A 13,023-nucleotide genomic window follows, 5' to 3' on the forward strand; every position below is an offset into this window, starting at 1 on the left:
TAAGTTAATTAGTATGCAAATTCCTTTTACTCTTGATCATGCAACGAGTTTTGCACTGGAAGATTTTATTGTCTCCCCAACCAATCAACTTGCATATGACATAGTTAAGGCTTGGCCGGATTGGCCCTATCATATAACTGCATTGGTTGGTCCTGAAGCATGTGGGAAAACACATTTAGCGCATGGCTGGGCCAAGCTGTCAGGTGCAGTTGTTTATGAAGGTGCAGCCTTTCCAGATGTTACCATAGACCCAGAATTATCGCATATTGTTATTGATAACATTGCTGCTGATGCGTTCGACGAAAATAAATTGTTCCATTTGATTAATTGGACCAAAGAAAATCAAACGAGTGTTCTTTTGACGTGTCGTTACGAGCCGACCCGCTGGGATATTAAACTTCCTGATCTTCGGTCCCGATTGTCGCTTATTCAGGTTGCGAATATTAACGCACCAGACGATCAATTGCTTATGATATTGCTCTATAAGATGTTTTCCGATCGTCAATTAACTGTTGACCTGTCTGTCATCAATTTTATTGTGCCCAGAATGGAACGCTCCTTTGCTGCTGTGCGTGAACTGGTTATAGCGATGGATGCCAAGGCACTTTCCAGAAAAACTGGAATTTCAATTAAAATAGCGAAAGAATGTCTTAAAGACATGAAAATGCTATAGAATATATTAAACTGTAATGTATCGTTGATATAGGCGTTTCTGGAAACAGTATTAAGCGGACAATTTGTTATGGCTGAGCAAGACCCAATGAAACAAAATACACAAATATCTGACAGTCAGGATACTCAACAAGACGCAAGAGAAATGCTGTTGAATATGCCAAGGCATGAGAAATACCTGAATAGAGAGCTTAGTTGGCTCGGCTTTAATATCCGTGTTTTGGAAGAAGCCGAAAACAAACGTCATCCACTTTTAGAGCGCCTCAGGTTTTTATCCATTTCGGGGAATAACCTTGATGAATTTTATATGGTACGGGTTGCAGGCCTTCGAGGGCAGCAGGAATTGCAAGTCGATGTTATTTCCGAAGATGGTTTAACACCGGAACAACAGTTAGAGAAGGTCAATAGTTTTGCTGATAAATTAATGCAGCAACAACAAAAAACATGGGCGTCCCTCAGTAAGGAAATGCGTGATGCTGGTATCTCAGTTCTGGGGATTGATGAAGTAACATCAAATGAGAAAAAATGGTTAGAGACTTATTTTTTGGAAAACATCTTTCCAGTTCTAACGCCAATTGCGGTTGATCCCGCGCACCCATTCCCGTTCATACCCAACCTTGGTTTTAACATGGCCCTCGCGCTGGAGCGCATTTCGGACGGGCGGGAAATGATGGCGCTCTTGCCTGTTCCACACCATGTGAAAAGATTTGTACGATTACCAAATAAAAACGGGGCAAAATCTGTCCGGTTTATTTCGGTTGAACGAATATTAGAATTATTCCTCGATCAATTATTCCCGGGCTATGAAGTACAGGGAAGCGGGGTTTTTCGGGTCATTCGTGATAGTGATATCGAGATCGAGGAAGAAGCGGAAGACTTGGTCCGCGTTTATGAAAGCGCACTTAAACGCAGGCGTAGAGGGCGGGTTATTCGCCTGAAGCTTGACAAGGCAATGCCCAAATCACTTCGCCAGCTCGTCATTAAACAATTGGATGCAGACGCCGATAGTGTGATTCAGGTTAAGGGTATTTTGGGTGTGAATGAAACCTCCCAGCTTATTATTGACGATTTTCCTGAATTATTGTTCCCGCCCTATAATCCACGTTTGCCAGAACGCGTGAAGGATTTTGGAGGTGATATCTTTAAGGCAATTGCTGCCAAGGACTTCGTTGTTCATCACCCTTACGAATCTTTTGAGGTAGTGCATAATTTTCTGCTTCAGGCAGCAGGGGATCCAAATGTTGTTGCAATCAAGCAAACCCTTTACCGCGCTGGCTCACAGTCTAAAATTATTAAGGCGTTGATCGAGGCAGCAGAAGCCGGGAAATCGGTTACTGCTGTGGTTGAATTGAAGGCAAGATTTGACGAAGCACAGAATATTATCTGGGCCCGCGATCTGGAACGCGCCGGTGTTCACGTCGTGTTCGGGTTTTTGGATATGAAAACCCATGCCAAGGTTTCAATGGTTGTAAGACGTGAAAAAGGGCAGCTTCGCTCTTACATGCATTTTGGTACTGGGAACTATCACCCAATTACCGCTAAAATTTATACTGATCTTTCGTTCTTTACGGCGGACCCTGCACTAGCGCAGGATGCAAACAAAATGTTCAATTACCTAACCGGATACGTGAAGCCGGATAGATTGGATAAGCTTTATTTGTCTCCTGATACACTTCGATCGAATCTTATTAAGTTGATCGACAAAGAGATAGAGTTTGCAAATGAAGGTAAGCCTGCTGCAATTTGGGTTAAGTTGAATTCATTACTCGATTCCAAAATTATCGACAAACTTTACGAAGCATCGATTGCGGGTGTTCAAATTGATCTGGTTATTCGAGGCATTTGTACACTACGGCCAGGCATTAAGGGATTGAGCGAGAATATCCGTGTGAAATCAATCATTGGACGGTTTCTTGAGCACGCGCGCATTTGCTGCTTTGGGAATGGGTTTGGTCTGCCTTCAAGGCAAGCGAAGGTCTTTATTTCGTCCGCAGATTGGATGCCTCGAAATTTCAAACGTCGGGTTGAAACGCTTGTCCCGATTGAAAATCCAACCGTTCATGATCAGATCATGGGGCAGGTGATGGCTGCCAATATGAAAGACAATGGTCAGTCCTGGGAAATGAATTCGGATGGAACCTATAGTCGGTTAAAAACAGACGCAGATACGAAACTTTTCCTAGCTCATGATTATTTCATGACGAATCCCTCCATGTCTGGTAGGGGTAGGGCATTAATGGACGATGAGCCAATCACACCGTTGATGGAATATGACGAAGATTAAGACTAAGCAGGGTAAAATATGACTGAACCGCTCCTCCAACAAACTGAATATAAAGCGGTTATTGATATTGGATCTAACTCTGTGCGGCTTGTGGTGTTTTCGGGCCTGTCACGGGTTCCCGATGTTATCTTTAATGAAAAAATCATGTGTGGATTGGGTGCCGAGGTAGGTACCACAGGGGCCATGGGTGAAGATGCGATGGAGTTGGCTGTCACAGCCCTGAAGCGTTATCGTCATCTCTGTGAACAAATGGGCGTCGTTGACATCGACACAATTGCAACCGCGGCAGCTCGGGACGCTGATAACGGTGCGGATTTTGTAAGGCGTGTACAAGATGAGGCCGGGTTAGATGTTAAAATTATTTCTGGTGATGAGGAGGGGCGCCTTGCAGGGCTCGGCGTTCTTGCAGGGCAGCCCAATGCAACGGGTATAATGGGTGACCTTGGTGGTGGTTCGCTTGAGCTTGCGCGGATGAAGTCTGGAACGATCCATGAAACCGTAAGCTTGCCAATTGGTCCTCTTAGACTGCGTGCAGCGTATGGTAATCACCTTCCTAGTATTAAAAAACATATTCAAGCCGCGTTTGAAAAGGTTGAATGGTTAGATAAAGCAAGCTCAGAAGATATTTATCTTGTTGGTGGTGCTTGGCGGAACATTTGCAAATTAATGCTGTGGGAGCGCGCGAATAATCTGACCATCTTGCATGGCTATAAAATACCCCACAGAGAATTAACAACCTATTGCCGCCGGTTGGTTTCCTTAAATCCTGACGATATTCCGTTTGCAAATAATTTGCCGTCCAAGCGACGTGATGTTTTACCGATTGCCGCCTTGATTTTATCGGAACTTGTTAAATTTCTTCGCGCGAAGCATGCAACAGTTTCAACATACGGTATTCGAGAGGGCTTTGTTTTTGATCAACTAAACGAAGATGAGCGGGGCAAAGACCCATTTCTATATAGTTGCCGGGTTCTTGCAGAGGAACGCTGCAGGTTTCCTGAGCATGCTGACGTTATTTATGATTGGACACGACCATTATTTGAGAAGCCAGTCTTCTTAAGTAATCAAATGGAACGACTACATATGGCTATTTGCCTGCTTAGCGATATTGCATGGCGCGGTCATCCTGACTTTCGGGCAGAGAAAGCAGTGGAACTGGTTTTACACGGAAATTTTGTGTCTATAACGCACAAAGAGCGGGCTTTTGTCGCTGTTGCCTTAAATCAAGCTTATGGCGCTCCAATCGAAGCCTTGCAATCAACGCGAATTTTATCCCTTCTCTCTATCCCAGAAATCATGGAAGCACGAATTATGGGAAGTGCAATACGGCTCGCTCAAAGATTGTCGGGTGGTGCTGTGTTCGGCTTAGAAAATAGTTCTATGGAACTATCAAAAAGAACTGTGTATCTGGCCATTAGCCATAAAAATAAAGAAATTTTGAGCAGTGTGGTTGAAAAGCGTTTCAAGCAACTCGCTATTCTTATGGGTAAAACGCCGATGATCAAAGTTGATAATGATTTGTGCGACTTGAGTAAATAGGCCTCATAGGTCATAACGATCAAACACGATAGCTCAGGCTACTTACTCGTTATCTTCTTCAAGTTCGACAATATCGATTTCGCCTTTCAGCGCAGTCAATGCTAGGTTGCCAGACATGAGCTTCAGTGCATCGTCGCCAAAAATTTGACGTCGCCACCCCTTAAGGGGGCGCACATCTTCGCGCCGTGGGCTTGCAGCCCAAGCGTCTATTTCCTGACTGGAAGCGATAAGTTTTGGTGCAACACCCGTTTCTTGGCATTTAATTTTCAAAAGAACTTTTAATAGATCAGCCATCGGGGGCGTCGCAGGGCGTGGCTTTACCTTTTCAATTTTGGGTAACTGATCATCGGGGATTGCAAGCGCCGTTTGAACGGCCTCCAGCATGCTTTTACCTGCACGCGATCTGCTGAAGCCTTTAGGAAGCCCTCTGATCTTATCAAGATAGTCTGCATTTTTAGGCGGGTGCGCCGCGACCTCAAACAGGGTTTCATCTTTCGCGACGCGGTTCCGTGGTATGTCACGAGTTTGTGCCTCGATTTCACGCCATTTTGCAAGTTCACGGAGAACCCCCAAAAAGCGTGGCTTATTGGTTCTGATCTTCATGCGAAGCCATGCAGCTTCTGGCTCGATGAAATAAATAGAAGGGTCCAAGACCACAGCCATTTCTTCTTCGACCCAAGAATGCCTGTTGGTGCGGTCAAGCTCCGCAACAAAGTGCCTATAAATATCGCGTAAATGCGTAACATCGCCGAGCGCGTACGATAACTGCGTTTCCGTCAACGGACGGCGTGACCAATCCGTATAACGTGCTGACTTATCCAGTTGCGCTTTAACGATTTTTGTAACAAGTGTTTCGTAACCCACTGAGTCGCCAAAACCACAAACCATTGCGGCAATTTGTGTGTCAAATACGGGCTTGGGTAACGCACCTGTTAGATTGTAGAAAATCTCAAAATCCTGGCGACTTGCATGCAAAACCTTCATCACAGATTCGTTTGACATCAGATCAAAAAATGGCGCCAGGTCTATATCTTCAGCAAGCGGGTCAATCGCATGTGCACCATGATCATCAGCGACCTGAATTAGGCAAAGCTTGGGGAAGTAGGTGTTGTCGCGAAGAAACTCAGTATCTACTGTAATAAACTCTGCTTTGCTTAGGCGGGTACAAAGTTCCTGTAAACTTTCGGTCGTAGTGATGGGCGTCATGCCATAATCCATTGTTGTTTTGCACGGTGTCATACACGCTCTCGACCGCTTAGTCACTCTTTCTCTTGAAGTTATTTAATATCTTTCTTGACAATTACCCTCATTCATGTGCTTTTCCCTGCAAAATTCATGTTGATTTATGGCCTTAAAAAGCGCTATTTGCTTGGCCTTAAATGGTATAAATAAAATATTATGTAGGATGTCATGCACGCATTTCGCTCACACGACTGTAACGAACTTCGTAAATCACACGTAGATGAAACAGTAAAACTTTCTGGTTGGGTTCACCGTAAACGCGATCATGGTGGTCTTTTATTTATCGATTTACGCGATAATTATGGCCTAACTCAGTGTGTGTTTGATGTTGATAGTAGCTGCTTTGCTGCCGCGGAAGCCGTGCGGGCAGAGAGCGTGATTACGATTATTGGCCGCGTGAAAGCGCGTTCAGACGAAACTGTAAACGCTGATCTGCCTACTGGTGAAATTGAAGTCTATGTTGATGAAATGGAAGTTCAATCAGCAGCTGGTGATCTGCCGCTTCCTGTATTTGGCGATACTGAATATCCTGAGGATATTCGCCTGAAATATCGTTTCCTAGACCTGCGCCGCGAACGTATTCACAATAACATTCTTTTGCGCTCAAACGTAATTTCAAGCATTCGTCGCCGCATGACAGACCAGGGATTTACTGAGTTTCAAACGCCGATTTTGACAGCCTCAAGCCCAGAAGGTGCTCGTGATTTCTTGGTTCCTGCTCGTCAGCATCCTGGTAAATTTTATGCACTTCCACAAGCGCCGCAGCAGTTTAAGCAGCTTGTGATGGTGTCGGGCTTTGATAAATATTTCCAGATTGCACCATGTTTCCGTGATGAAGATGCACGTGCTGACCGCAGCCCTGGCGAATTTTATCAGCTTGATGTTGAGATGAGTTTCGTAACGCAGGATGACGTATTTAATGCTATTGAGCCTGTGATGGTTGGCGTATTTAAGGAATTCAGCGATAAGAAAATCACTGAAGCCCCGTTCCCACGCATTCCGTTTAAAGAATCGATGCTTAAATATGGTAACGACAAACCAGACCTTCGTAACCCAATCGAAATTCAGGACGTAACTGAAATTTTCCGTGGTTCAGGCTTTGGCATTTTCGCAAATATGATCGAAAACGGTTCAATCGTTCGTGCGATCCCTGCACCAGAAGCTGGTCTGCGTTCGCGCAAGTTCTTTGACAGCACAAATGACTGGTCAAAGAAAGAAGGCTTTGGCGGACTTGGCTATATCAATATCAAGGACGGCGTTCCTGGTGGCCCGATTGCCAAGAACCTCGGTGAAGAACGTACACAGCAAATTATCGATCAACTTGGTTTGGGCGCAAATGATGGTGTTTTCTTTGCGTGCGATAAGGAAGCACGCTCGGTTAAGTTAGCGGGCCTTGCGCGTACACGCGTTGGTGAAGAACTCGGCCTAATTAAAGATGACGAGTTCAAATTCTGCTGGATCGTTGATTATCCGATGTTTGAGTATGACGAAGACAACAAGAAAATTGACTTCTCACATAACCCATTCTCAATGCCACAAGGTGGAATGGAGGCATTAGAGACAAAAGACCCGCTTGATGTTCTAGCTTATCAGTATGATATCGTTTGTAATGGTATTGAGCTATCCTCGGGTGCTATTCGTAACCACCGTCCTGATATCATGGTTAAGGCGTTTGGTATCGCTGGATACAGTGAAGAAGTGGTTGAGCAGGAATTTGGTGGCATGCTGAACGCATTTAAATACGGCGCGCCGCCACACGGTGGTTTGGCACCAGGTGTTGACCGGATCGTAATGTTGCTCGCTGACGAGCCAAATATTCGCGAAGTTATCCTCTTCCCGATGAACCAGAAAGCGGAAGATTTGATGATGAACGCACCAAGCGAAGTATCGCCTAAGCAGCTCCGTGAACTTAATATTCGCACTGTCGAGCCGCCTAAAAAAGAAGATTAAGACGAAATACATAAAGGGGCTTTGCGGCCCCTTTTTGATTTAATACCGTACGCTAACAACCTGCAAAGAAAGCCCTTTGTATGTCAGATAAAATTCTCATCCTCGATTTTGGTTCCCAAGTTACCCAGTTGATTGCACGCCGCGTTCGTGAAACGGGGGTTTATTGTGAAATTGTGCCTTTCAATATGGCAGATGAGATGATCGATGATTACGCACCGAAAGGCATTATCCTTTCTGGTGGCCCAGCGAGTGTCACGCATTCAGATACGCCGCGTGCGCCAGAGCGTATTTTTAATATGAATATCCCCATTCTTGGTATTTGCTATGGGCAACAAACGATGGTTGAACAGTTGGGCGGTAAGGTAAGCACGTCAGATCATCAGGAGTTTGGCCGGGCATTTGTTGATGTTAAAAATGATTGTACGTTGTTTGACGGTGTTTGGGAAAGCGGCACGAATAACGAAGTATGGATGAGTCACGGCGACCGAGTAGAGGCACTGCCTGACGGTTTTGATATCGTAGCGGTTAGTGAAAACGCACCATATGCTGTCGTTGCAGATGAAGCTCGGAAATTCTTCGGTGTTCAATTCCACCCGGAAGTTGTTCACACACCGTCGGGTGCAGCCCTCCTTAAAAACTTTGTACGCGAAATTTGCGGATGCTCTGGCGATTGGACGATGGCCAGCTTCCGTGAAACTAAGATCTTGGAAATCCGCGAGCAGGTTGGTGATAAGCGTGTAATCTGCGGCCTGTCGGGCGGTGTTGATAGTTCGGTAGTTGCAGTTCTTATTCATGAAGCGATTGGTGATCAGCTTACCTGTGTCTATGTAGACCACGGTCTGATGCGGGCAGGGGAAAGCGAGCAGGTCGTTAGCCTGTTCCGCGAACATTATAATATCAAACTTATCCACCGTGATGCGTCTGATTTGTTCCTCGGGGAGCTCGCGGGTGTGACTGATCCAGAAGTTAAGCGAAAAACCATCGGGAAGTTATTTATCGATGTGTTTGAGGAAGAAGCCAGAAATGTTGGCGGCGCTGATTTTCTGGCGCAGGGAACGTTGTATCCTGATGTGATCGAATCTGTTTCTTTCATTGGTGGGCCGTCCGTTACCATCAAATCACACCATAATGTTGGTGGACTTCCAGAGCGTATGAATATGGGTCTCGTTGAACCACTCCGTGAACTTTTCAAAGACGAAGTCCGTGACCTTGGTCGTGAACTCGGCCTTCATAATGATTTTGTTAGTCGTCATCCGTTCCCAGGGCCTGGCCTGGCGATCCGTATCCCTGGCGAAATTACTCGCGAGAAAGCGGATATCCTTAGAAAAGCCGATGCGATTTACCTTGAGGAAATTCGCAAGGCAGGACTTTATGATGATATCTGGCAGGCCTTTGCCGTATTGTTACCTGTCAAAACAGTTGGGGTGATGGGGGACGCACGCACATACGATCATGTTTGTGCGCTTCGTGCTGTTACGTCTACCGACGGTATGACAGCTGATTATTTCCCGTTCCCGCATGATTTCCTCGGCCGTGCTGCAACACGGATTATCAATGAAGTCCGCGGCGTTAACAGGGTGGTTTACGATATTACATCGAAACCTCCGGGAACGATTGAGTGGGAATAGAATAGATAATGAAAAACAAAGTTCCTCCACCATTTGTTATGATCTTTTTCGGTGTCTTTATTCTTCTGTCAAAAAGAATACTGCCTGAATTTGATTTTGGCTTTGTGGGGGACTTAGGTTTTGTTTTCTATCCTGCGGCTGCATTGTTAATTGCAAGCGCAGTATTGTCCTTTAAACGGCATGAAACAACAGTTAACCCATTAGAGCCAGAAAGTGCCAGTAATCTCGTCACATCCGGGGTCTTTCGAATTTCCAGAAACCCCATGTATTTGGCAATGGCCTTTATACTTATTGGACTGTCGCTGCATAAAAATGCTATCAGTGGTTTCGTGTTTGTACCCAGTTTCATAGCCTATATTACGAAATTTCAGATTTTACCGGAAGAAGCCGCGATGCATAAGCTATTTGGTGATGATTATAGTCATTATAAAGCCCGTGTGAGACGCTGGATATAAAACATAGTCACGAATTAAAATCGATTGTGATGATATGGTATTTGCCAATAATGCGATTGATTATTATGGTGCCCACTCAATATCGATAATCAGAGATTACTTATGACGACAGAACCCAAAGATGTATCCGTTGATGTTAGACCAAAACGTCAGGCAACGGTAAAACATATTGCCACCAGAAAGGGCGGGACTCCGCTCGTATGCTTAACTGCGTACATCACACCAATGGCGGCACGTCTTGATCAGCACTGTGACCTTCTTCTTGTTGGAGATAGTGTGGGAATGGTGCTTTATGGAATGGATTCTACGCTTGGTGTCTCCTTGGACATGATGATCAGCCATGGACGTGCTGTTTGCCGCGGCGCCAAACAGGCACTTGTGGTTATCGACATGCCGTTTGGGTCATATGAAGAATCGAAGGAGCAGGCATTTAGAAATGCCGCCAGAGTGCTCTCAGAAACAGGGGCAGGTGCTGTGAAACTCGAAGGTGGTATTGAGATGGTGGAGACCGTTGAGTTCCTGTCCAAACGTGGCATCCCTGTCTTAGGCCATGTTGGTTTAATGCCGCAGTCTGTTCATACAAACGGCGGGTACGGCGCACGCGGTCGTACAGTTGACGAATGGCAGCCAATCATTGATGACGCAAAAGCCATTGCTAATGCTGGCGCGTTTGCCGTGGTCCTTGAAGGGGTTGCAGAACCACTTGCTCGCAAGGTTACAGAAGAGGTTGCTGTACCAATCATTGGAATTGGTGCTTCGAATGCATGTGACGGTCAAATACTTGTGACAGAAGATATGCTTGGCCTGTTTGCGATAAATCCAAAATTTGTGAAGCGCTATGCTGAATTAGGGGATGGTATTGCCAGTGCAATCGAAACATATGCAGATGAAGTTCGCACCCGTGCTTTCCCCTCTGAGGAATATACCTATAAAATGCGCGGCGCCAATCAATAGGTAAGGTGTGAAAACTGCCGCAAAATCAACATATTCTCATGATGGTTTGTGTTAAATGAACCATATGCAGTTCTTGGTTTGCTAATCTGGATTGCATTGTTTATGGTAGCGGCAAATTTGAATGATAAGAAACAACTAAACCGTTAATTTGCTGGATATAGTTGTTGATGTGAATGGAGATAAAGCGTGTCAGACCGTGATAGTATACTGGCAGAGCAGGAAGTTGATGACGAGCTGCGCCGCGAGCGATTAAACGCCATTTGGAGTGCTTACGGTAAATATATTATTGGTTTAGCGATTTTGGTTGTCGTGATCGTTGCTGGTAATGAACTTTATGTTTGGCAAAAAGAAAATACCGAACGGGAAAACTCGTCAAGATATGCGGAAGCGATTGAAAAGGGTTCACTTGGTAATCTTTCTTTGATTGCATCAATCGAAAGCGCTCTCCCTGAGCTTGATGCAGGGTATGCAACGCTTGCAGGTATGCAGGCCGCAGCCGCCAAAGCAAAAGAACGGGATTTTGCCGGAGCAGTGGCAAGCTATAATGCAATTGCTTCGTCAGCAGAGGACAAGGTCCTCGCTGATCTTGCGTCCTTATTGTCAGCGATGTTGCTTGCAAACGAAATTGGTGATTTGGATACTGCGCGCTCTAAGCTCTCTATTTTAGCCATCAAAGGTGAGCCTTACTATTATTCTGCTTTAGAACAATTAGCGCTTATTGACCTTCAGCAAGGAAATGAAACGTCTGTAATTGAAACGCTTGAGCTTCTTATCAATGATATTGATGCGCCGCCATCTATCAAGGAACGCGCTAACCAACTTAGTTCATTGCTTTCTGACAGTGCCGAAGTTGTTGAGGCACCTGTTGTTGAAGAGACAAGCGTCGATACACCAGTAAACGAGGAAGAGGGCGTAAATTAATGGGTAATTTTTCCTCGTCTATTTGTCGGTCAAAACTGTTGAAATTTGGCTCTCTGACTACGTTAGTTCTTTTACTTGCAGCTTGTGGTTCTAGTGGTCCTAAGCGGACCTATGATGATGAAGGACGCGAGCGTATTTCGATCCTATCATCGACACAAACATTGGATGCAGATAGTGCGATCGCAAATTTGCCGGTTGTTTTACCGCGCCCTTATGTGAATAAAAATTGGTCGCAAGTAGGGGCCAATGCAAACCATTCTGCGCAACACCTGTCACTAGGTGATGACCTTCAACAGGTTTGGAAAGCAAATATCGGTTCAGGTAACCGTAAGTATCAACGAATTCTAACAGGCCCAATTGCGGCTGACGGTAAGGTTTTTGCTGTCGACGTAAAAGGTAATGTTGCAGCGGTATCTTTATCGTCGGGCAACGTGATCTGGCGTACAGAGCTGGAAAGTGCGGATGAGCGAAGTGATGTCGGCTTCGGCGGCGGCGTCGCTTATAGCGGCGGTAAAGTTTTTGTCTCTTCTGGCTTTGGTTTTGTTGCTGCGCTTGATGGTAATAGCGGCAATGAACTATGGCGTTACTCTGATATCGTACCTTTTCGTGGGGCGCCAACAGTTGCCAATGGCCGTGTTTTCAGTATTACCCAAGATAATCAGCTGATAACACTGGACGCAGAGTCTGGTGAACTATTGTGGGATCAGGTAGGTATTGCGGAAACAGCAGGCATGCTTGGTGCGGCAAGCCCAGTATTCGATAACGGAACAGTTGTAACAGCATTGTCTTCGGGTGAATTGGTTGCGATGTTAGCTGCCAACGGCCGTATTGTTTGGCAGGATGCATTATCGAGTAGCAGACGCTTAACACCGCTTGCAACCTTGGCAGATGTTGACGGTGAACCGGTTATTGACCGTGGTAAACTGTATGCTGTCAGCCATGCAGGACGGATGGTATCGATTGATATGCGTTCCGGCGAGCGGTCATGGGAAGCCGATATCGCGGGCGTTGGTATGCCGTGGGTTGCAGGAAATTTTGGCTTTACGACTACTATTGACGGCCAAATCGTTTGCATTAACCTGACAGATGGTCGAATTCGTTGGGTGACACAGCTTCAAAGGTTTGAAAAGCAGGAAAGCCGCCGCGGTTTAATTCGCTGGAATGGTCCTGTGCTTGCTGGGGATCGATTGCTTGTTACAAGCTCACATGGCTATGCTTTATCGGTTTCACCATATACAGGTGAGGTTATTGGCGGAACTGAACTGGTTGCAGGTTCAACAACACCACCGATTGTTGTCGATAATACATTTATTTTCTTAAGCGAAGAAGGTGAGCTTGTCGCCTACCGATAAGCCCATCAAGAATTAAACTTATATAT

General features: G+C 45.5%; 10 protein-coding genes. 9 read left to right on the forward strand and 1 reads right to left on the reverse strand.

Annotated elements, in window-relative coordinates:
• Nucleotides 1-13: 13 nt before the first annotated feature.
• The 3 genes from KFF44_RS08550 to KFF44_RS08560 all read left to right on the forward strand — a co-directional run bounded on the left by KFF44_RS08550 (nucleotide 14) and on the right by KFF44_RS08560 (nucleotide 4,495).
• Nucleotides 14-673 carry a DnaA ATPase domain-containing protein gene (locus KFF44_RS08550; protein ID WP_255933351.1) on the forward strand — a complete coding sequence of 220 codons (660 nt, stop codon included), beginning with the start codon at nucleotides 14-16 and terminating at the stop codon, nucleotides 671-673.
• Between the two features lie 69 nt (nucleotides 674-742).
• Nucleotides 743-2,956, forward strand: coding sequence for an RNA degradosome polyphosphate kinase (locus tag KFF44_RS08555; protein WP_255933352.1), 2,214 nt, complete (start codon nucleotides 743-745; stop codon nucleotides 2,954-2,956).
• A gap of 18 nt (nucleotides 2,957-2,974) precedes the next feature.
• A complete protein-coding gene (locus tag KFF44_RS08560; protein ID WP_255933353.1) occupies nucleotides 2,975-4,495 on the forward strand; it encodes a Ppx/GppA family phosphatase in 1,521 nt (506 codons plus the stop codon).
• Nucleotides 4,496-4,537: 42 nt separating this feature from the next.
• Here the strand turns inward: KFF44_RS08560 and rnd are convergent, their stop codons facing one another.
• Nucleotides 4,538-5,734 (reverse strand): ribonuclease D, encoded by a 1,197-nt coding sequence (gene rnd, locus KFF44_RS08565; RefSeq protein ID WP_255933354.1) that lies wholly within the window; start codon nucleotides 5,732-5,734, stop codon nucleotides 4,538-4,540.
• 171 nt (nucleotides 5,735-5,905) lie between these two features.
• Between rnd and aspS the strand changes: the two genes are divergently transcribed.
• The 6 genes from aspS to KFF44_RS08595 all read left to right on the forward strand — a co-directional run bounded on the left by aspS (nucleotide 5,906) and on the right by KFF44_RS08595 (nucleotide 12,997).
• On the forward strand, nucleotides 5,906-7,687 hold the full coding sequence (gene aspS / locus KFF44_RS08570) for an aspartate--tRNA ligase (protein WP_255933355.1): 1,782 nt from the start codon (nucleotides 5,906-5,908) through the stop codon (nucleotides 7,685-7,687).
• An 80-nt stretch (nucleotides 7,688-7,767) separates the two neighbouring features.
• Nucleotides 7,768-9,315 carry a glutamine-hydrolyzing GMP synthase gene (gene guaA / locus KFF44_RS08575; protein ID WP_255933356.1) on the forward strand — a complete coding sequence of 516 codons (1,548 nt, stop codon included), beginning with the start codon at nucleotides 7,768-7,770 and terminating at the stop codon, nucleotides 9,313-9,315.
• 8 nt (nucleotides 9,316-9,323) lie between these two features.
• Nucleotides 9,324-9,770 carry an isoprenylcysteine carboxylmethyltransferase family protein gene (locus KFF44_RS08580; protein WP_255933357.1) on the forward strand — a complete coding sequence of 149 codons (447 nt, stop codon included), beginning with the start codon at nucleotides 9,324-9,326 and terminating at the stop codon, nucleotides 9,768-9,770.
• A 102-nt stretch (nucleotides 9,771-9,872) separates the two neighbouring features.
• A complete protein-coding gene (gene panB / locus KFF44_RS08585; protein WP_255933358.1) occupies nucleotides 9,873-10,724 on the forward strand; it encodes a 3-methyl-2-oxobutanoate hydroxymethyltransferase in 852 nt (283 codons plus the stop codon).
• Nucleotides 10,725-10,910: 186 nt separating this feature from the next.
• Nucleotides 10,911-11,645 (forward strand): tetratricopeptide repeat protein, encoded by a 735-nt coding sequence (locus tag KFF44_RS08590; protein WP_255933359.1) that lies wholly within the window; start codon nucleotides 10,911-10,913, stop codon nucleotides 11,643-11,645.
• Nucleotides 11,645-12,997, forward strand: a complete 1,353-nt coding sequence (locus KFF44_RS08595) for a PQQ-binding-like beta-propeller repeat protein (protein WP_255933360.1) — start codon at nucleotides 11,645-11,647, stop codon at nucleotides 12,995-12,997. Before KFF44_RS08590 ends, KFF44_RS08595 begins: the two co-directional genes overlap by 1 nt.
• Nucleotides 12,998-13,023: the final 26 nt, after the last annotated feature.

The organism is Kordiimonas sp. SCSIO 12610, from assembly GCF_024398015.1.
Classification (GTDB): Bacteria; Pseudomonadota; Alphaproteobacteria; order Sphingomonadales; family Kordiimonadaceae; genus CANLMI01.

Bases quoted from the DNA above. Each gene is read 5' to 3' on its own strand.
- KFF44_RS08550 (WP_255933351.1), top strand. From the start codon at position 14: ATGCAAATTCCTTTTACTCTTGATCATGCAACGAGTTTTGCACTGGAA.
- KFF44_RS08555 (WP_255933352.1), top strand. From the start codon at position 743: ATGGCTGAGCAAGACCCAATGAAACAAAATACACAAATATCTGACAGT.
- KFF44_RS08560 (WP_255933353.1), top strand. From the start codon at position 2,975: ATGACTGAACCGCTCCTCCAACAAACTGAATATAAAGCGGTTATTGAT.
- rnd (WP_255933354.1), bottom strand. From the start codon at position 5,734: ATGACACCGTGCAAAACAACAATGGATTATGGCATGACGCCCATCACT.
- aspS (WP_255933355.1), top strand. From the start codon at position 5,906: ATGCACGCATTTCGCTCACACGACTGTAACGAACTTCGTAAATCACAC.
- guaA (WP_255933356.1), top strand. From the start codon at position 7,768: ATGTCAGATAAAATTCTCATCCTCGATTTTGGTTCCCAAGTTACCCAG.
- KFF44_RS08580 (WP_255933357.1), top strand. From the start codon at position 9,324: ATGAAAAACAAAGTTCCTCCACCATTTGTTATGATCTTTTTCGGTGTC.
- panB (WP_255933358.1), top strand. From the start codon at position 9,873: ATGACGACAGAACCCAAAGATGTATCCGTTGATGTTAGACCAAAACGT.
- KFF44_RS08595 (WP_255933360.1), top strand. From the start codon at position 11,645: ATGGGTAATTTTTCCTCGTCTATTTGTCGGTCAAAACTGTTGAAATTT.